Annotated in this window: 24 protein-coding genes; 11 read left to right on the top strand and 13 right to left on the bottom strand. The window is 41.5% G+C overall.

From position 1 onward, the window contains the following. Positions 1 to 96 precede the first annotated feature (96 nt). From GD631_RS13825 to GD631_RS13800, 6 genes are all read right to left on the bottom strand, one after another. Positions 97 to 537: a DUF4494 domain-containing protein gene (locus tag GD631_RS13825; RefSeq protein ID WP_143257507.1), complete on the bottom strand. Its 441-nt coding sequence runs from the start codon at positions 535 to 537 to the stop codon at positions 97 to 99. After that, positions 534 to 899, bottom strand: a complete 366-nt coding sequence (locus GD631_RS13820) for a hypothetical protein (protein ID WP_008999285.1) — start codon at positions 897 to 899, stop codon at positions 534 to 536. Before GD631_RS13820 ends, GD631_RS13825 begins: the two co-directional genes overlap by 4 nt. A gap of 50 nt (positions 900 to 949) precedes the next feature. Next, complete coding sequence (locus tag GD631_RS13815) at positions 950 to 1,762, bottom strand: YqaJ viral recombinase family protein (protein WP_143257506.1); 813 nt, start codon at positions 1,760 to 1,762, stop codon at positions 950 to 952. Further along, positions 1,749 to 2,234, bottom strand: a complete 486-nt coding sequence (locus GD631_RS13810; RefSeq protein ID WP_004310954.1) for a hypothetical protein — start codon at positions 2,232 to 2,234, stop codon at positions 1,749 to 1,751. The genes GD631_RS13815 and GD631_RS13810 overlap by 14 nt, the downstream gene beginning before the upstream one ends. Positions 2,235 to 2,245: 11 nt before the next feature. Next, positions 2,246 to 2,473, bottom strand: a complete 228-nt coding sequence (locus tag GD631_RS13805) for a hypothetical protein (protein ID WP_118407277.1) — start codon at positions 2,471 to 2,473, stop codon at positions 2,246 to 2,248. A 390-nt stretch (positions 2,474 to 2,863) separates the two neighbouring features. Then, positions 2,864 to 3,043 carry a hypothetical protein gene (locus tag GD631_RS13800; RefSeq protein WP_004326865.1) on the bottom strand — a complete coding sequence of 60 codons (180 nt, stop codon included), beginning with the start codon at positions 3,041 to 3,043 and terminating at the stop codon, positions 2,864 to 2,866. Positions 3,044 to 3,084: 41 nt separating this feature from the next. Here GD631_RS13800 and GD631_RS13795 point away from each other — a divergent pair, with 41 nt between their 5' ends. Next, positions 3,085 to 3,537, top strand: coding sequence for a hypothetical protein (locus tag GD631_RS13795; RefSeq protein ID WP_143257504.1), 453 nt, complete (start codon positions 3,085 to 3,087; stop codon positions 3,535 to 3,537). A 26-nt stretch (positions 3,538 to 3,563) separates the two neighbouring features. On the opposite strand, the gene GD631_RS13790 is transcribed toward GD631_RS13795, so the two are convergent. Continuing rightward, positions 3,564 to 3,818 carry a hypothetical protein gene (locus GD631_RS13790; RefSeq protein WP_143257503.1) on the bottom strand — a complete coding sequence of 85 codons (255 nt, stop codon included), beginning with the start codon at positions 3,816 to 3,818 and terminating at the stop codon, positions 3,564 to 3,566. 119 nt (positions 3,819 to 3,937) lie between these two features. On the opposite strand from GD631_RS13790, the gene GD631_RS13785 reads away from it, so the two are divergent. From GD631_RS13785 to GD631_RS13755, 7 genes are read left to right on the top strand one after another with little or no spacing between them, the layout of a single operon-like run. Beyond that, on the top strand, positions 3,938 to 4,612 hold the full coding sequence (locus tag GD631_RS13785) for a LexA family transcriptional regulator (RefSeq protein ID WP_143257502.1): 675 nt from the start codon (positions 3,938 to 3,940) through the stop codon (positions 4,610 to 4,612). A gap of 20 nt (positions 4,613 to 4,632) precedes the next feature. Beyond that, positions 4,633 to 5,031: a hypothetical protein gene (locus GD631_RS13780; RefSeq protein ID WP_143257501.1), complete on the top strand. Its 399-nt coding sequence runs from the start codon at positions 4,633 to 4,635 to the stop codon at positions 5,029 to 5,031. A gap of 57 nt (positions 5,032 to 5,088) precedes the next feature. After that, the gene (locus GD631_RS13775) at positions 5,089 to 5,880 is read left to right on the top strand and encodes a DUF2971 domain-containing protein (protein WP_143257500.1); all 792 of its coding nucleotides are present in this window, start codon (positions 5,089 to 5,091) and stop codon (positions 5,878 to 5,880) included. Between the two features lie 42 nt (positions 5,881 to 5,922). Further along, a complete protein-coding gene (locus tag GD631_RS13770) occupies positions 5,923 to 6,366 on the top strand; it encodes an HIRAN domain-containing protein (protein WP_143257499.1) in 444 nt (147 codons plus the stop codon). A gap of 49 nt (positions 6,367 to 6,415) precedes the next feature. Continuing rightward, positions 6,416 to 7,273, top strand: a complete 858-nt coding sequence (locus GD631_RS13765) for a hypothetical protein (protein WP_143257498.1) — start codon at positions 6,416 to 6,418, stop codon at positions 7,271 to 7,273. Between the two features lie 36 nt (positions 7,274 to 7,309). Next, the gene (locus GD631_RS13760; protein WP_143257497.1) at positions 7,310 to 7,924 is read left to right on the top strand and encodes a hypothetical protein; all 615 of its coding nucleotides are present in this window, start codon (positions 7,310 to 7,312) and stop codon (positions 7,922 to 7,924) included. Between the two features lie 29 nt (positions 7,925 to 7,953). Beyond that, the gene (locus tag GD631_RS13755; protein WP_143257496.1) at positions 7,954 to 8,304 is read left to right on the top strand and encodes a trypco2 family protein; all 351 of its coding nucleotides are present in this window, start codon (positions 7,954 to 7,956) and stop codon (positions 8,302 to 8,304) included. A gap of 523 nt (positions 8,305 to 8,827) precedes the next feature. Here GD631_RS13755 and GD631_RS13750 read toward each other — a convergent pair. Beyond that, complete coding sequence (locus GD631_RS13750) at positions 8,828 to 9,649, bottom strand: DUF3845 domain-containing protein (protein WP_143257495.1); 822 nt, start codon at positions 9,647 to 9,649, stop codon at positions 8,828 to 8,830. A gap of 15 nt (positions 9,650 to 9,664) precedes the next feature. Between GD631_RS13750 and GD631_RS13745 the strand changes: the two genes are divergently transcribed. Beyond that, on the top strand, positions 9,665 to 10,249 hold the full coding sequence (locus GD631_RS13745) for a Crp/Fnr family transcriptional regulator (protein WP_143257494.1): 585 nt from the start codon (positions 9,665 to 9,667) through the stop codon (positions 10,247 to 10,249). 2 nt (positions 10,250 to 10,251) lie between these two features. Here GD631_RS13745 and GD631_RS13740 read toward each other — a convergent pair whose 3' ends face one another. The 3 genes from GD631_RS13740 to GD631_RS13730 form a co-directional block, all read right to left on the bottom strand. Beyond that, on the bottom strand, positions 10,252 to 11,154 hold the full coding sequence (locus GD631_RS13740; protein WP_143257493.1) for a helix-turn-helix domain-containing protein: 903 nt from the start codon (positions 11,152 to 11,154) through the stop codon (positions 10,252 to 10,254). 93 nt (positions 11,155 to 11,247) lie between these two features. Beyond that, entirely contained in the window at positions 11,248 to 12,990 is a 1,743-nt protein-coding gene (locus tag GD631_RS13735) for a bifunctional metallophosphatase/5'-nucleotidase (protein ID WP_143257492.1), read from the bottom strand. After that, positions 12,987 to 14,921, bottom strand: a complete 1,935-nt coding sequence (locus GD631_RS13730) for a sensor histidine kinase (RefSeq protein WP_143257491.1) — start codon at positions 14,919 to 14,921, stop codon at positions 12,987 to 12,989. The genes GD631_RS13735 and GD631_RS13730 overlap by 4 nt, the downstream gene beginning before the upstream one ends. Before the next feature lie 118 nt (positions 14,922 to 15,039). On the opposite strand from GD631_RS13730, the gene GD631_RS13725 reads away from it, so the two are divergent. Beyond that, the gene (locus tag GD631_RS13725; protein WP_143257490.1) at positions 15,040 to 17,172 is read left to right on the top strand and encodes a Tex family protein; all 2,133 of its coding nucleotides are present in this window, start codon (positions 15,040 to 15,042) and stop codon (positions 17,170 to 17,172) included. Here the strand turns inward: GD631_RS13725 and GD631_RS13720 are convergent. Continuing rightward, on the bottom strand, positions 17,144 to 18,040 hold the full coding sequence (locus GD631_RS13720) for a CPBP family intramembrane glutamic endopeptidase (protein WP_143257489.1): 897 nt from the start codon (positions 18,038 to 18,040) through the stop codon (positions 17,144 to 17,146). The genes GD631_RS13725 and GD631_RS13720 overlap by 29 nt on opposite strands. A 103-nt stretch (positions 18,041 to 18,143) precedes the next feature. Between GD631_RS13720 and GD631_RS13715 the strand changes: the two genes are divergently transcribed. Continuing rightward, positions 18,144 to 19,193 carry a leucine-rich repeat protein gene (locus GD631_RS13715; protein ID WP_143257488.1) on the top strand — a complete coding sequence of 350 codons (1,050 nt, stop codon included), beginning with the start codon at positions 18,144 to 18,146 and terminating at the stop codon, positions 19,191 to 19,193. Positions 19,194 to 19,311: 118 nt separating this feature from the next. Here the strand turns inward: GD631_RS13715 and GD631_RS13710 are convergent, their stop codons facing one another. Continuing rightward, positions 19,312 to 19,413, bottom strand: coding sequence for a smalltalk protein (locus GD631_RS13710; protein ID WP_151874894.1), 102 nt, complete (start codon positions 19,411 to 19,413; stop codon positions 19,312 to 19,314). Positions 19,414 to 19,466 lie beyond the last annotated feature (53 nt).

Below are 19,466 nucleotides of genomic sequence, written 5' to 3'. Positions count from 1 at the left end.
TTAGACGTAGAACATTAAACTTAAATACGAGGGCTTTCACCTCACGCCGTCCTTTTCGGCGGCATTATTGGTTAATAATATTGTTTGGTAAAGTATTTATTTTTTCGCTTCATACGGATAAACATCTACAATCGCCGTTTCTTTGAGAAGAATCGAAGAATAATCCGCCATCGTTCCTTTCATACCTTCGTCGAGTTTCTTCATTGCGTCGTGAATGTCTGCGGCTTGTATAAGTACATTCGTATACGTTCGCTTCTCCTTGCCGCTTTTCTCGTCAAGTGTAGTAAAAGCGAGTCGCCCAGCAAACCATTTATCGGCGGAATCCTCTTCGCTCGTAAATATCTCGCTATAATGTGCGCGGGAAATGTCGGACACTGTGAACTCACCGGAGATAAACGGCGTTACCTCTTCGATTATTCGCGCTTCTGCTTCGGTAAAACTTAGTGCATCGACTAAATACGGTTCAGTGACTTTCTTTTGCATCCCGTTCTCCATTACCTTCTCGTAACGGATTTTACATAAAAACCAAGTGTTCATAATAAATTCATTTCTTTAATTAATTCGATCAAACCCTCATAAGGAATATTATATTTCTCTGCGAATTTTATTTTGTCTACAATCTTTTGTTCTAATGTGCTAACCTCTGTCAGCGTACACGTTAGGCATCCATTGGACATTTTAATATTTTCTATAGATGTAGAATTACCAAATGAGCGATATTCTGTCATTCTAACATATTTATCTCTGATTTTATATAGATTTTTTTCAACAAGATTATAAGTTTCTTCATGTGAAATTTTACACCCATGTCTTTTTAGCATAGTATAAATTTCATCCATAGAATAAGGATGCAAAAGAGGAATGCAATCTAAAATTTCTTCTTTGTTCTTACTACTCATAATTTCGTGTTTATTAAAGTGCTTATAAAAATGTAATTAATCATGTTGTGTTAGTGTTGTGACGGTACTTTCTTCATCAGTTTCTTTAACTCCTTCCGTATCTTATAAATCTGATTTTTAACCGGAACACTGTTTTTCGCTTCCGGCTTTAATGCCTCGATCTGCATCTTTAATTTTAAAACCTCTTTTGCCTTATCGACACAATCAAGCAAGTCCAGACCGGAACGGATAGATTCGTCTATCATCTCGCTAGCCAACCGGATTCGATCATAGAGTTTCTTTATATTCTCCACGTGATCGGCTCGATTCATTTCGAGTATTCGACCGTCGTTTACATAGCCGTCATAAATGACATAATACAACTTGTCTACGTCCGGACGCCCTAGAAAATGTCCGAGGAATTGCCAATAATATTCGTCTTTTTCGTCGATGGTATTTCCGAACTGCAGCGATTCGATCTTTCCTTGCGACATCGGGCACTTGATCTCACCCAGAGCGATAACTTTCCCGTCAAATCCGTACACATAGAAATCCGGTGAATCTCCGAATCCTTCAAACGGTTCATTGAAAACAATGTCCTTAAAATCGGTTGTACACGACTTGATTTCGTTCATTAACTGGCTCCGTACCCATTCGACCGCTAGCGGTTCGTTTTCATGTCCCCAATCAAACGCCTTGTTACTTCCATTTTCTCGCATCGTCCCGGTTCTCCGCTCGTATCGTACTAAATACATCGCATCTAACGCGGCTTTGCCAAAGGGACAACCTTTGCCCGCTTTCATCAGATCGGGAAGCGTAGAGGCGGTTATTTTGCCCCGTCTCTTTTCCTTCCATTCGATTTCTTTTTGTTCACTTGATTTCATGTGCTACTAATTCTTTGATTTGTTCTTTAGTTAGTTTATATTTCGTCTGTACCTGTGCGACCGTAAAACCACCTGCCAGACCGTCGAGGATATTTTTCCAGATTGCCGATCCTGTCTCAACAGTAGGCAATGAGTTTTCTACTTTCGGAAGAAAAGGACGAATACGAAGCGAATCAACCTTTTCGCCGAAAGCGTCAACTAATACCGCTCCGATTTGGATTTGCTTGTTTATCCATGACTCAAAATTCGGATTCTTGAAAATTTTCGTCAATGTTTTGCAGTTCGTCCGGTTGAGGATCATCGGTTTCACATTTTCGAAGAAATAAGCGACGAAACATTCTTCTTTCTTTCCAGACGCGCCGACCACTTGTTCTTTTTTCGTTTCGCGGATGGTGAGAATTATATCTTTTCCATCCGGTAGGCTGTAAGCGCCTAGATAGTCATAATTGAATTGAGTTTTCCAATGTGTCATTATCGTGTTGTTTAAAAGTTATCGTTTCCACCCTGATAAAGCGACTCATAACAGTGAGCGCAAACAGTGATTATCTTTGTGCCATGTCTGCCGCGTTCGTACGTTTCGACCTCTAATTCTATCTCTTCGCCCGGTTCGATCTCTTCGCCGCAATCTTCGCAAACTAGAGTATCAGTAGGACACGCGCCAAGAACCGTACAAATTCGGCAATTACCGATACATTGAGGATTCGCCGCCATGTCGTTTCGTGTTTAGATAGTTACAGACTAGCACATAGATAACCGTGATAAATACGATCAGTAGTGCGATAATTAATTTGCCCGGCTCCGGCTCGCCTTCTGCGAGGCTGCACGCTAAAAGCATTAAGATAATAGCGGAGGGACTTTGTTTTAGTGTTAGCATGGCGTTTGTTTTATACTACCTTATTACTCTGTATGAATCTATCTATACTCGATAAATCGTACCAGATCATTTTTCCAAATTGAGAAAAAGAAATGAGAGCTTTTTCCCGTAACGTTCTCAAAAAATCATCCGAGCATCCTATATAGGATTTTGCTTCATCTTTACTAAGCCACTTCTTTACTATTGGCTCAACTTTTCCGGTTACTCTAGTTCGTCCCATTGTCGTACTATTCTTTACGTTCAACATAAATGTTATCTCCGTCGATCCAAGTTTTAAAAACCTTTCCTTCATCGGTTTTTAAATCGGATGCGGTCGTTCTCACTGATTTTCTGCGGTTGCGGGGGAAGTAGGTTTGTCGCCCTACTTCCATCGCTTGCAGTGTCGGTTTAATTGGTGTTGTGTTCATTGTCGTAATATTTATTTTATTAGCTTTGCATAAAAAAAGAAATGAATAATACAAAGAATCCAAAAGCGATTAACGCCGCTAAAAAGTACATTCAGTCCAAGGAGCAATATTTAAAAACTCGCTCAACGTGGTTTTATAATATATTAATTGCGGGGGCTGGTCTTCTGGGGGCTTTAGTAGCATTATCCAATAATAGCCGCGAATTTTACCCGGTACGCGTCCTTTTTGTTTTGACCGTAATATTGCTAACACTGGGCATTCTAAGCGTAGCAATCGCGCTATACTATGATATTTTCCGGTCAAAACGCCGCCAATTGGAAGATTATAAACGGTTACAAAATATAGTCTCCGGTGCCAATACCGATCCCACTTCTTTAAAAGGCAAGTCAAAAACCTTTTTATTTTTTGACATATTGACTTATGTATTCTTCTCATTATCATTCATTTCTTTAATAGTATATGTTATAGCGAAAAATCTCCCAGAGTGGTTTTAATAGCCCCGAAGGGCTACGGATTAATATTAAAAATCACATTCAACTCTATATTGCTTTTTCAGCTTATTCAGCACCGTTTCGGTTACTGCATAATTTCCATTTCCGTAACTTGTAACGCCGCGTCCAGAAAGAGCGATGTTTTTGTTTTGGCAACGGATTGAGTATTTATCGTCAATCGCTTGTATCAAGATGTCAGCTTGCTTTTTTTGAGCGTCCAAAGATGTTTCTTTATACTCGCCTCTTGGCTGTGCGTCTTTTGTCATTGCTATTGTTGCTTTCATAATTCTATACTTTTATTTGTTAGTTCTTGATTGATTGATTAACTTTGATGCGACAAAGATAGAAGTTATTTCGCAAATTGCAAAATATTCGACGAAATAATTTCGCAATACGCAAAATTATGACTAAAAAAGAAAGATTAGAGGCAATAATCGACTATTATAGCGATGGAAAGCCATCAGTATTTGCGAAGTATATAGGCGTAGCTCCATCAACTATTAGTTCATGGCTATCAAGAGATACACTTGACTACGATTTAATTTTCGCAAAATGCGAAAACATATCATCTAATTGGCTGCTCACTGGAAAAGGCGAAATGATTAAAAATGCAGAGCGAGAACAAAAAACAATCGAGATTTCCGAATCTGCAATAAGCGAAACAAAACGAAAAGGAGCACTAATCTACGATATAGACGCAACATGCGGGCTAAGTGGTAGAGACATAGAATTTACAGACGAAAAAGTGATAGGAAGTATAGACGCACCGGAAATCAACCCGGATTCAAAGATAATATTCGCCACGGGTGATAGTATGTTACCACTAATCGCTTCGGGCGACAGGGTAGTAATTAGAAAGATTGAGAGTTGGGATTATTTCAACTACGGACAGGTATATTTAATCATAACGAACGAATACAGGCTTATAAAAAGAGTTCGTAGACATCCTAAAGATTCAGATAATTTAATCCTGCTTCGTAGTGAGAATCCAGATTATGACGATATAGACTTGCCGAAGCGGGAAATTATTCATCTCTTTATCGTGGAGAACATTTTATCAATCAAAAACATATTATAAATCACTAAAAACAAAACAACATGAAGAAGCTACTACTTATCGCATTTCTAGCGATGTGTTCTATGTATTCCTTTGCTCAATTAACAGAGGGAAAGTATAAAATTCTTTCTGTAAAGGGGTTTATGAACGAAAAAAACGTTTATGAAAACACCTTTGCAGACAGTACGGCAATTGTAAGAGTTACTCCCCAATTAGTTAACATAGTAATCTCTGGATATTCTGCAAATACATACGCAATTGAAAAACCACAACTATTGGAAGGGAATTATTTATATACAGCAAAAGAGATTCAATCAAATTCGGATGCAAACTTGTTATTCCGTAGGGTTGACGAATACCCACAACTAGATGGGGGATTGCTTATTATAAACCGATCTGAAAATTACGCTGACATATTCATTATATCCAAAGAAAATTAGCCACTAAAATAAACTCAACGAGTAAATTTCTTAAAATCATTTTACTTATAAATACTGATGAAACTATACCATTATACTTCAATAGAAACATTAGCTCTAATTCTAAAAAATAAAACAATCAAGTTTAATAGACTAGATGCTGTTGATGACCTGGAAGAAGCTGGATATACATCGAATGGTGCACAGCTTGGAAAATATATGTTTGTTTCATGCTGGACAAAGTCAACAGAAGAGAATATAGCATTATGGAGTATGTATGCGGAGAAAGGTAAAGGAATACGAATAGAGCTTGACGAAGATATGTTTTATGAGTATAAAGCCGAAGACACCCAATATGTTAAGGTTGTAAAACAAATGGAGAATCCATTAATGCCGCTAAGTGAAATTATTCGTGACGATTACATCTTTTTCACTCCTTTAAAAAGTAGCTATAATTTTTTTCAAAGAGATGTTGTTTATGTTGATTATCCTAATGAAAAAGTAAAGGATGCATTAATTTGGCATAATGACGGATGCAATATAGATTTCTCTCTTGTAGGAAAATATAAACGAACACATTGGAAATTCCAAGAAGAAACTAGATTCTCCCTCGTTGCTATTCCATGCAATAAATGTAAAAGCGCAGACATTTCTTCTAAAATTATTTATAATATAGAAAATAACATCGAGTTACCTTTTAAAGAATACTATTTGAAACTGAAACAAAAAGTTCTCGATAATATTATAGTAAGACTAGGATGTTCTTGCACAGAAGCTGATTATATAATTATTGAAACTCTCTTAAATAAATACACCAATAATGGGAAAGTAGAAAAAAGTAAATTAGCTGGCACTATAAAAATGAAATAACCACCAAATCAAACATATTATCAACCACTAAAACAAAACATCATGGAAGTAGTATTAATCTTAGTAGTTACAGGCGTCATAATTTTAGCGATAAAAATTGCTATGACAAATCCCAAAGAATCATCTAACAACCAGAGTCAACCTAAGACCGAAACACCGTCGGAAGAAATAGAATTCCCGCCATCCGGATACTTTTACTATGAAATGGTAGGAATGTACTATCATGGAGTTACACCTAAAGATTTCGGTATATTCAAAGGCAAAGCAACAGCCGAAACAAACAACCCTAAAGATAAATTTGCAGTCGGTATATACAGAAACGGTGATAATAAGTTAGTTGGGTATATCCCCAAAGATTTTAGAGGAGTCAGTAACGAAAAGATTCATAAGGAAATTACAGAAAGCGGCGGTAGTCGGGAAGTGGTATTTAAAATAAGCGGAAGCGAAAAGAAGTGCTACGGAACGGTTTATATAAAAAATAGCTAATAATTCCCGCCCAATAAACAATATTATCAACCACTAAAAACAAAATATTATGAATAAACTATTAGTACTATCAATCACAGCGATTTTCGTCCTACTATGCCTACAATCATGCAGTAAGGATGATGAGAACCAAGACGAGTTTTTAAAAGAATATAATTTACCCAAAGGAATAACTAAGCCAACTATAGGATGGCAGTACGAAGAAGAAGTTGCTAAAAATGCATTAATAGCAGGATTTCTTAATGGTGATATGTGGTTTGCGGCATACAATGAGAAGAAAGAGCAGATATTCGAATATACGGCACCAATGATCCGAGGATTCAATCAAAAATTTTATTTAGAGTTCGGTAAGGTTGAAGAGCATAATATTGACCATATTTCCTTATTTAACTTTATCATCAAAGATGATGGAATTATTTTGTTAGTGAATTATGGTGGTCCTAATGAAATTATTTCCACTCTTGGTGGAAAAGAGAAAAGGGTTTATTACAATAGATATGACAATTCAGTATTCGATATTAAAGATTGGTATGGTGATTATTTTATCACATTAGGATACAATAATAATAACCTTTTGCTTGATAATAATTGTAATGAGATAGAAAAGATACCATTAGGAAATAGAACCATCAATAAATTAATTCCAATTGATAATATTAATGGTCTAGAGGTATCATACCCTTCTGTGTCTTTAGTCAATATCACTAATGCCGATTATATCTGGCAGTACAAACACAAAGGATACTCCGAAGAATATATAATAAAGAACAAGTTAATAAATATTAGTGACAATTTTATAGACTTTACTTTCGATATCGTATACAGAAATGGAGATAAAGAAAGAGAATCTTTTAAACTAAACAAATTGACGGGAGAGCTTATTAATGAAGCTAATAGTATCAATTGAAAATACCCTACGCCTGAATGAATAAACCCGAACAACATGAAAAACTGGATTAAATCATATTGGAGCAACTGTTTGTCGATCGCTGCGATTATATGCAGTGTTGTCGCTATTTGCGTTTCGTTACCATCCGCGCCGGAGTTAGGTATAGACTATATCGGGGTGATAGTAGGGATTTTATCGCTTTTAGTGACGATGTTAATTGGATGGCAGATTTGGAATGTGATTGCAATAGATAAGAAGATAGATGGTAAAGTGGAGCAAACTAGTGATTCTTTAACAAAAAGTATTGATGCTACCAAAAAAGAAATGATAGACTACATTCAAAAAGCGAATGAAAAGAGTCAAGCGGAAATAATGGCATCATTATTATTTTTACAGGGAGATACTCTTCTTTTAAAGAGTCAATATGAAAGCGCTTTACTTCGCTATTTAGATATAATATCCGACATAATAGAAAAACCTTATATTGAAAATTATTCAGATGCAATAGATGCATGTATATCAAAAGCTAGAGAAGCCAAGAAGTTGGTCAATCATAATGAGTTAAAAAGAATATTAAAGGTAGAAAAAAGGGACTCTTATTTGAAAGCATTACTAAAAATAGAAGGTCATAAAGCAATAGATATAATAATATTTCTTCGTGGATTATAACATAATAGTATAGTGAATAAAATTGAAATATGGAGCTAAAAGATTTTATAAAAGCAACAATAACCGGAATTGTTTCAGCCGTTAACGAACTAAACGAAGAGCTAAAAGAAACTGGGGCGGTAGTAGATCCGCATTACGGTAGATTTACAGGAAATGAAATAAGTAAAATGGTTTATTCTAATCCGAATAAATCAAAACAAGAAAGCCTTATTCATGAAATAGAATTTAATCTAACTGTTTCAGAAATGAATAGAACAGATGGAAAAGCGGGCGTAGCAATAAAAGTTATCGACGCAGGAATATCAAACAAAACAGGAACGGAAAGCCAAAATACAGTTAAGTTTTCTATTCCCGTTGTTTATTCGACTGAACCGAAATAGGAATCTAGTCAGTATCTCCGATAGGAAAATTTATCTTAATCGGTGGTTTTGCGCCCGATTTAACGTACTCGAAAATCATATTCGACAAATCAAATAATGAAACTGATTCGGGCATATTGAAGCCAATGCCTTTCGGCGGTTGTTTGTTGATTGAGATTAATACAGCTTGCTCAACGCAAAATTTTCTTAGTTCTTCATCTACCATAATAGTATGTTTACTATTAGCCGGATAAACTAGAAACAGATAGCTTAAATTCAAACAAATAATATTTGCTATTTCTGATTGATTGATTAACTTTGTATTGAAAACGTTCTTTGATAAAGATGAAATATAAGAGGTGATATTTATAAGGAAGGACATGAGTGCCGTTTTTTAATGCAAATTCGGTGCAAATAGATTTTATAAATATTATAAGATATTAGTTATAAGCGCTTTAGATGGTGTGCAAAAACGCCTCTCACGCATGCAATACGGGTTCGATTCCCGTACCCACTACAAAGAAAAAGAGGAAATGCAGTTAAACTACATTTCCTCTTTTTCTTTGTAGATCTCGAAATAAGATTCTTTATCAATTCTCAACCGGACTCTTTCTTCCCTCTTCTGCCCGGCCAGGTTTAAGAACAAGTTGAAATACAGTTGGCTGAAAGAAAGGTTGGAACGATCATAGGTTATATCAAACGTCCAAGTTCTACGGAAAGAATCGAAAGTAGCGAATGGCTGCTCGCCTCCTTTACACATAAACACTTCCGGGAAAGACGTAGGCGGATAAGGCTGGAATAAGCCTGCTAGCTGGGCATACACATAGTCGATCATCCATTCGTCTCCCGTTAAAGCCAATTCCCCTTTCAAGCGAAGTTTAATCGCATAGCTGGCAGTCACGTCAGACGAGGTATAAACAGGGACTTGGCTTTCTGCCGGATAGTTACCGTCTTTATATCCAAGACTCATCGTTAGTCCGGACCGGCCGATGCCATTAAACCCATCCACTTCCTGATCCGCCGACTGATTTTTCAGGTTAATCATAAACGTCAGTTTACCGAGAGTCGGGTCACCCGGATATTGCGCAAGCGTGTCTAACACATAATCTTCGGTATTATAACTTCGAGCTACCAAATCTCCCTTTCCTGCCTCCAAAGCCGGACCACCTCTTTCCACATCCACATTGCCAACCGGATAATAAATAGCATCATTATCCCTTACGCAACTACTCAAACAAAACAGCAACACTGCCAAGCCTATTATCTTATTCATGATTATCTTACCTCTTGATTTTGCGGACAAAGATACATCTTTTTTATACCACCCTTGATTTATGTCAACCGTTTTTAGTATTTTTGCACACATCAAGACAGAAAAGACATGGATACATTATTAAGAGAGACTGTAAACGCTGTTGTCAATTCCCGCTTTCCGGAGATGAGTATAGAAGGAAGACGGCAGATAGAAAGCATACTGATTCGTGAAGAATTTCCCAAAGGAGCCATAGCGCTCAACGAGGGAGAAGTAGCCCACGAACTTGTTTTTGTAGGAAAAGGTATGCTTAGGCAGTACTATTACAAAAACGGGAAAGACGTGACCGAACATTTCTCATACGAAGGATGTATCGTGATGTGCATTGAAAGTTTTCTGAGACAAGTACCCACCCGGCTAATCGTGGAAACTCTTGAACCTTCCATTATTTACTTATTCCCCCGCGACATGATACAAAAATTAGCTAGGGAGAATTGGGAAATCAACATGTTCTATCAAAAGATATTGGAATACTCTTTAATCGTATCACAGGTTAAAGCCGATTCATGGCGTTTTGAGTCCGCTCGCGAACGCTATAACCTCCTGCTCGAAACACATCCGGAAATCATCAAACGCGCGCCTCTGGCACACATCGCTTCCTATCTTTTGATGACACCGGAGACACTAAGCCGTGTACGCTCCGGTGTTCTATGATTTTAGCGGCTTTTCCGGTATTCTTTAGGAGACATACCGGTGTAATGCTTGAAATATTTCCCGAAGAAAGACTGGTTTGCAAAATTCAGCCGGTCGGCAATCTCCTGTATATTCATACTTGAAGAATTCAGGAGGGCTTTCGCTTCCAGAATCACCAACTCATCAATCCACTCTCCCACCGTTTTTCCGCTGACTTCTTTCACTACTCCCGAAAGATGCTTCGGTGTCAGACATAGTTGGTCGGCATAGTATTTTACACTGCGTTCAGACTGGTAAGACTCCACCAAAGACTCATAAAAGCGTTCGAAGATATGCTCTTTCCGGCTTTTATTCTTTATAGTAGTAGCATTTGCGGGCGCATGATTAGTGAAAATAGTACAAAGCTCGAAGAAGAACCCCTGCATCAGTCCCATTACCACTTCCTTACGGTATAAAGCCTCCTTATTTCTCATCTGTTTCCTGATAAACGCATGATACTCCTTCACAATCTCCTGCTCATGCGGGGTGAGATTGAAACACGGATAATCTTTCAGATAGAAAAACAAAGAAAGCACATTTCCGATCTTGGGCAACGTCTCCAGCAAGTTCTTCGACATAGCAAAGAAAATACCTTTAAAATCGTGACTGAAATACCGCTGCTCGATAATCTGATTAGGTAGTCCTACCACCATCAGTCCGGGACACAATTGAAATTCACGCAAACTAATATTAAAGGTACCAGTACCCTCCAGGCAAAGCCCTACCGTCAACACCTCCAGTTTGGTAGGCCCATTATACAACGATATAACACTCTCCGTATCGAAAAGCGCTATATCATTATCAACAACATCAATGTTGTCAGCATCTATATGTTTAGAATGAACTACCGAAGAAATACCTACTTTCGGAACACTTTGAATATCCATACTCTCTCTTTTTGGCGACAAATATACCAGCATTTAATCAGATATACAAGTCGATCGGGAGTATTATCGGACATAATGAACACTTTTAGATACTTATCGAACAGACCGGAACAGATATTCATAATCACGTTTGGCAGCCGGCACCGTCCACTTCTCCGGAACAAACTTCCACTGATTAAGCGCTTTCGGGTCCATCGTTCCTTTCTTTTCAATGTAATTCATCAGGTAGAAACGGAGGTCCTTATCCGTAGAGAAGATAATGCGGTCTTTCAACTTCTCCTGCGGGATACCCGACCCTTTCGTCAGCAATTCTCCGCCGCCATTGCCACGATAAGAATTCAAGGCCACCTTATATATCTTATCCATGCGGAAAGGAGAGCCGTCCGCCATGCTTGTAATCGTTATTTTCTCGCCCTGCGGTTTAGTGACATCCACCGTATAAATAATGCCCGAAGCCGAGTCGAAATTAAAGCTGTAATTCTGGAAAGACGCTCTATCCTCCGCACCTTCACGACGTTTCTCCTTGAACCAAAGCAGATGATCTTCCGGCGATTTCATCCGGTTCGTCCACATATAATAAGACATCTCCAGAAAATCCTTAATCTCCTTTCCGGACAGAGTCATCACATACAGCATGTTCTCATACTTATATAAATTGAACATATCACTCACAAACACATCCCCCTTCTTTATTTCCGAGTCAAACGAAAGCGGAGCGGCAAAAGAGATGTCAGCACCGGTGATGTCGAGCTGCAAGGTATGTATCAGGTCGATAAAGGCAGAAGGGCCGAAGAAAGCAGGATGAGTAGAGATGCTTTCGGTAAAAGTGCCGATCTTCTTCGATACGAACTTCTGCACCGTTTCATATTGCGGAGCAAAACGCTTCATAAAATCCTCGCTGATTCCGTAAGCCTCCGTTTCCGTCAAGGCACCCTTGATGTCCTTGCTCTGCACCTTTCCATCTTTCAGTTTCAGGGTTACATCGACATTGGACAACACAATCCCATTGCTGGCCGGATCGATAATCAACACCGAGTCTCCGGCAACATTCATCACCTTCTTACATTCGCGGGCATGATCGTGCCCCATCAATACAATATCAAATCCCGGCACATTCTTCGCTACGTTGAGAGAAGCATTCTCGTTGTATTTGCCCGACATTTTGAAAGCCTCCTGTCCGGCATGAAACAAGCCGATCACCAAATCCGGGTTCTCTTTTTCACGGATAACCTTCATCCATTTGCGCGCCGTCTCCTCCATATCGTCGAAACGCAATCCTTTCCACAGATTTTCGGAGAGCCATGCAGGGATGGCAGGGGTAATCATTCCCAATACTACGATCTTCACGCCATCACGCTCCAACACTTTATATGGAGCCAGATGGGGCTTTCCCGTAGACGTATCTATGATGTTGGCCCCCAATACAGGGAAGTCACAAGTAGAGATCCAACGGTCGAAAACGGCACGCCCCGTTTCCACATCATGGTTACCCATGTTGCCGGCATCATACTTCATATAGTTCATCATTTCCGAGCAAAGATGGGGAGATACCGTATCTATATAATTATAGTAATAGGCAGTGGGCTGTCCCTGCAAGATATCACCGTTATCCAGCAATATCAGATTCTCTTTATATTGTTCGCGTTCTTTCTGCACGAAAGAATAAATCCGTGCCAGACTCCCCTTCCACTCATGGCGGGTTATAAAATTGTAAGGATAATAATTGCCATGTACGTCACTTGTTTCTACAATCTTTAGTTTTACTACCTTCTCCTGCGCCGCAACAGACAGTACGAGGCAGAGAAGCAAGCCATAAATTAATACGATTCGTTTCATTCTTTTTCTATATTTAGATTTAACGGATGAGAGAATACAAACCGTGCTCCACCGGTATAGCCAGGATCGATCCATATACTTCCTTTCCATTTGTGTACAATCAATTTACAGATAGACAATCCCAGTCCGGTACCCTGGGCATATTCATTCAGTTTTTCAAAACGCTCGAACACAAGTCCCTGTTTTTCTTTCGGGATACCGCATCCGGTGTCCGTCACCGAGAAAACAGCCATTTGCGTTTCCTCGTTCACAGATAAGTTCAATGTAATCTTACCCTGTTTCGTAAACTTGTTGGCGTTGGACAGCAGGTTAATCATCACTTGCTGCATACGCTGCACATCCGTCACCATCCGGAAAGATTCAAAAGAAGTGGTAAACAAGAACTGGTTGTCCGACGACTGCCGCGAAAAACCAACAGACGCCACCACCTGGCTGCACAATTGCACCACGTCACATTCCTCCCAAGTCAACGTCACCCGGTTGGCCTCCAGACGTGAAAGGTCGAGAATATCGTTAATCAACCGAAGCAACAAATCCGAATTGGTTTTGATAATCTGATAATAAGACTGTTGTTCCTCCTCCGTGCTACCGCCAACGGCCAGTACATCCGAGAAGCCTACAATCGAGTTCAACGGCGTCCGTATCTCATGACTCATATTGGCAAGGAAAGCACTCTTCAGACGGTTGGACTCTTCCGCCCTGTCTTTCGCTACGCGCAAGTCCTTCTCCGATTTCAGCAACTCATCTTTCAAACGTTTCGTACGGAAATAATAGAAGAGAGAGATGCACAAGCCGAGGACCAGGACCACAAACAAAGCACAGGCAGACCATATCTGATAAGTATATTGCTGATAGAACGAAACCGGCTGGTTGACAAGCTGCACTTTAAAAGGCAACACCGCCGGGTCCAGTCCCCACTCCTTCACCTTCCGGCTATCCAACACCGCCTTGTAGCCGATGATCGAAAGATGTTTCATCGTATCCTGCGGATGCCTATCCATCCGCACAGACTCCGAAGCCATTTCTCCGCCTACTTTCCGGTAATCGGGCAACACCCCTCCTATCGCCCAATAGCCGAGACTGACCGACGAAGGAGTAAAAGCCGGGATGTTAGGAGCAGCTTCCATCATGGCATACGTAGCATTTCTCATGAAATAGCCCTCGTTCATATCCACCCGCCATGTTCCCACCAGGATCACCGTGTTCTCGGGCAGTTGTCTCAATTCCTCAACGATGGTATAAATAGAATGTTTCCGTCCATCCATCAGAATCAAATCCAGATCAGGGAATTTCTTCATTTCTTTTCGCACCAATGCTTGCATGGTCACTCCGCCATACGTATTGTCCGAGATAAAGGCAATGTGTTTCGTTTTCGGATAGAAGGCTTGAATCATCTGAATATTACCTTCTATATTATATTGATTGATAAATCCCGATTCCAATTCGGGGATATCCACATGGTCGTCGAAGATATCGACAGATTCGGGCATCCAGCTATCCAGGTTTTCCACCGTGTCCTCCGGCAATATCACCACATTGCTACTGGCCAGACTGCACATCACGGGCACCTTCACCTGCATTTCATCCCTCTGCGACAAATAAGCTGCCCATGCTTCCTGTCCTAACAAGATAATCTGCGCCGGGTGCTTTTCCCCCTGATATTTAGCAAGAATCTGCGTCATCATTTTGCTCCATAGCGGAGCTTCCGAGAAGCTTTTACAGTTCATGTTTTCGATGATGATGTCGCGCTGTCCTCCCAACTTGCTATATTCATCCATATAATCGGAAATAGTGACTGATGTTTGGTGCGCTGCCGGATTATAAGAACAGATAATCAGAATAGGTTTCTTATCGTTAGAGACAGCCAAGACCTTCGTTGACTGGAAGAGCCAAAGAAAACAGATAAAAAGATATCCAAGACGTCCCAGCATAATAATGCAGTTTTGATGTGTTAATTCATTAATTGAGTTGCAAATATAGTAAAACTTGTCGGGTTTAACAGATTTATATGTATTTTTGTCGCTCATTTACTGTCAAAAAATACAATTTATGGAATTATTTCACAAGATGATTTCCGGTTTTTTAGGCATACCGGAAAGACAAATAAGCAGTACGCTTCATCTTTTGGGCGAAGGTGCTACGATTCCTTTCATCAGCCGATACCGCAAAGAAGCTACCGGAGGGCTGGATGAGGTGCAAATAGAGCAGATAAAAGAGCAACACGATAAGTTGTGCGACATAGCCAAACGAAAAGAAACGATTCTCGGCACCATCACCGAACAGGGCAAACTGACTGCCGAACTGGAGAAACGCATCAACGACACCTGGAATCCGACGGAACTGGAAGATATATACCTCCCTTACAAACCCAAGCGGAAGACACGTGCCGAAGTGGCCCGCCAGAAAGGCCTGGAGCCGCTTGCCACCATCCTGTTGTTGCAAAGGGAAAACAACCTTAGCGCCAAAGCCGCTTCCTTTGTGAAAGGTGAAGTGAAAGATGTGGAAGATGCGCTGAAAGGTGCGCGTGACATTATCGCAGAGCAGGTGAACGAAGACGAACGTGCCCGCAACGCGGTACGTAATCAGTTCGGACGCCAGGCAGAGATTACTGCAAAATTAGTCAAAGGAAAAGAGGAAGAAGCAGCGAAATACCGGGATTATTTTGATTTCTCCGAGTCACTGAAACGTTGCACGTCCCACCGTCTACTGGCCATCCGCCGGGCAGAGTCGGAAGGGTTGCTGAAAGTGTCTATCAATCCTGACGACGAAGCATGCATCGAACGTTTGGAACGCCAATTCGTACGTGGCAACAACGAATGTAGCCAGCAAGTGGGCGAAGCCACGACGGATGCTTACAAACGTTTGCTAAAGCCTTCTATCGAGACAGAATTTGCCGCCCAATCCAAAGAGAAAGCCGACGATGAAGCGATTCGCGTATTCGCCGAGAACCTCCGCCAACTTCTTCTCGCTCCGCCGTTGGGACAAAAACGGGTACTCGCCATCGACCCCGGATTCCGTACCGGATGTAAGGTTGTTTGTCTTGACGCGCAAGGCAATTTGTTGCATAATGAGAATATCTATCCGCACCCTCCGGTCAACAAGACCGGAGAAGCTGCCTCGAAACTTCGCAAGATGATCGAGGCCTACCAGATAGAAGCCATCTCCATTGGCAACGGAACGGCAAGCCGGGAGACGGAAGATTTCATCAACAGCCAGAGTTTCGACCGTCAGATACCCGTGTTTGTAGTCAGCGAACAGGGGGCTTCCATTTATTCCGCTTCCAAAATTGCTCGTGACGAGTTTCCGGATTACGACGTAACGGTGCGTGGAGCAGTCTCCATCGGTCGTCGCCTGATGGACCCGTTGGCAGAGTTGGTGAAGATAGATCCCAAGTCCATCGGCGTAGGTCAATACCAGCACGATGTAGACCAGACGAAGCTGAAGAAAGCACTCGATCAGACGGTAGAGAATTGCGTGAACCTGGTCGGGGTAAATCTCAATACGGCAAGCAGTCATTTGCTCACTTATATATCCGGTCTGGGTCCTCAACTGGCACAGAACATTGTCAATTACCGGGCAGAGAACGGAGCTTTCGGTTCACGGAAAGAACTGATGAAAGTGCCGCGCATGGGTGCCAAAGCTTTCGAGCAATGCGCAGGATTTCTCCGCATCCCCGGAGCTAAAAACCCGTTGGATCATACCGCCGTGCATCCGGAAAGTTACCACATCGTAGAGCAGATGGCCAAAGACCTGAAATGCACCATCGACGAGTTGATAGCCGACAAGGAACTCCGCCGGAAGATCAACATCTCCGACTACATCACTCCTACCGTCGGCCTGCCTACCTTACAGGATATCCTACAAGAGCTCGACAAGCCGGGACGTGACCCGCGCAAAGCTATCAAGGTCTTCGAATTCGACAAGAATGTACGCACCATAGCCGATTTGCGCGAAGGGATGATTCTTCCGGGCATTGTAGGCAACATCACCAATTTCGGGGCGTTTGTCGATATAGGAATTAAGGAAAACGGTCTTGTACACCTTTCTCAATTAGCGGAACGGTTCATTTCCGATCCGACAGAAGTGGTGTCCATTCATCAGCACGTCATGGTGAGAGTGATGAGTGTAGATTATGACCGGAAACGGGTTCAACTTAGCATGATCGGGGTACCGCAAGACTGATTGCTTCTCTTTTCTCTCCCCACCACACGATCAGAATCGTAAATACAATCATCAGTACTGTACAAATGAGCGAGCCTTCAAAACCGAAGGCTCCGCCATTCAGTACGTTTTCTTCGGGCATACGCAAAGTCAGCATACTGGTGGTGAAGTTGTTTCCGCTTACCTGATAGCCAAGGATGGGGCCTTGAATCCAATTCCAGAAAAGATGAAGCGAGATAGGGAAACACAGGTTCCGTGTATATAGATAGGAAGCTCCCAACAGCATACCTGCCAGCAACAGGTTGAGCATAGGCAGGAAAGCGATTTCGGGATTGAAGATGTGCATAAAGGCGAATAACGCTGCCGAGATGAAAAGTGCCAGGAATTTATTCATGGTGGTGTGCAGCAATCGTCCGAGAATATAGCCGCGCATCAGTATTTCTTCGAACAAGGCGACCAGCAGGTAAAACACCCACGAACCCAACAGGTCCAACGGCTTGAACTGGAAACCGATGACTTCTATTTCTCCCAAAACGAAAGAGATTCCGAAACCGAACAGATAGAGCAGGATTGCGATCAGGAAGCCATACCACAGTCCCTTGACGTGTCCTTTTAAGGAGAGCCCCAAATCAGAAAACGGACGGCGTTCGAAGCGGAGCATAGGAATGGCAGCGGTCAGAACGGCGAGCAGCATACTGGCTTCGAGAACAATGTATCCCGTCACTCCCGGATGGCGGGCTTCCACACCCAACACCAACGACAAACATCCGCGGGCCAGCGTACCATACAATCCAAGAAGAATGAAAAGTATCACAATAAACAGCGGGATACAAGCCCACACAGGAAGTCTTTTGGGTTCTTTGCCCCCAGCAATGTTGTCTGCCTCCATTTTTACAATTTGTTAATCCGGCTACAAAATTAGATATAAAACATAAAAAAACATCATGTATTCTCTATTTTTCCTATATTTGTCAGAACAAATCTACAAAATTATGAAAATTAAACTACTATTGATAAGTTTCTTATTGGCCGCTAATGCGTTAGGAGCAGCCGCCCAAGTGAGTAAAACGTATTATGTGAGTAAGCCCGGCACGCTGATTTCCATGATGACTGAAGAGGAGGCCAACAGTGTCACCCATCTCACACTGACCGGAAAACTGAACGCGGAGGACTTCCGCCATCTCCGTGACGAATTTGATAATCTGAAAGTATTGGACATTTCGAACGCTGAAATCAAGATGTACAGCGGAAAAGCGGGCACTTATCCCAACGGGAAATTCTATATTTATATGCCGAACTTCATTCCTGCATACGCTTTTTCGAATGTGGTAGACGGAGTGACCAAAGGCAAAACCACTCTGGAGAAAGTGATTCTTTCGGAGAAGACGAAGAATATCGAAGATGCTGCCTTCAAAGGTTGCGAGAACCTGAAAATCTGCCAGATCCGGAAGAAGACAGCTCCCAACCTGTTGCCGGAAGCGTTGGCAGACAGCGTTACCGCTATCTTCGTCCCCCTGGGCAGCAGCGACTCTTACCGCTACAAGGACAGATGGCAGAACTTTGCGTTTATCGAGGGGGAACCGGTAGAGACTACCCTGCAAGTGGGTGCCATGGGCAAACTGGAAGAAGAAATTCTGAAAGCGGGACTGCAACCCAGAGACATCAACTTCCTGACCGTTGAAGGTAAACTGGATAACGCCGACTTCAAACTGATCCGTGATTATATGCCGAATCTCGTTTCTGTCGATATTTCCAGAACGAACGCAACGGCTATCCCCGACTTCACTTTCGCGCAGAAGAAGTATCTGTTGAATATGAAATTGCCTCATAATCTGAAATCTATCGGACAGCGTGTGTTTAGTAACTGCGGTCGTCTCTGCGGTACGCTAGAGCTGCCGGCCAGTGTGACGGCTATCGAGTTCGGTGCTTTTATGGGATGCGATAATCTTCGCTATGTGTTGGCTACCGGAAATAAGATTACGACGCTGGGTGATAACTTGTTCGGAGAAGGAGTTCCGAGTAAGTTGGTTTATAAGAAATAAAAAAGATCCCCTGATATGAATTAAACCGCCTGATTATTCATATCAGAGGATAAAAAATAGAGAGGGTGAAATAGAAAACTTATACACCCTCTCTCAAATGAACTAACCCTCTGTATCTTTACAGATTCATCGCATTACCGCCCAATACGCCCGCTACCGCCGACGCCACTGCGATGACTACTTTCAGAATCACATCCCAAAGGGATTTCTTGACTGCCATAACCTTACACACCTCCTTTCCACACTCTTTTAATAATGGACTGACTTCAATAA

It is taken from the genome of Bacteroides luhongzhouii (assembly GCF_009193295.2).
GTDB classification, from domain to species: domain Bacteria; phylum Bacteroidota; class Bacteroidia; order Bacteroidales; family Bacteroidaceae; genus Bacteroides; species Bacteroides luhongzhouii.
The sequence above is the reverse complement of the archived record's forward strand: the minus strand, read 5'-3'. Positions and strand labels throughout refer to the sequence as shown.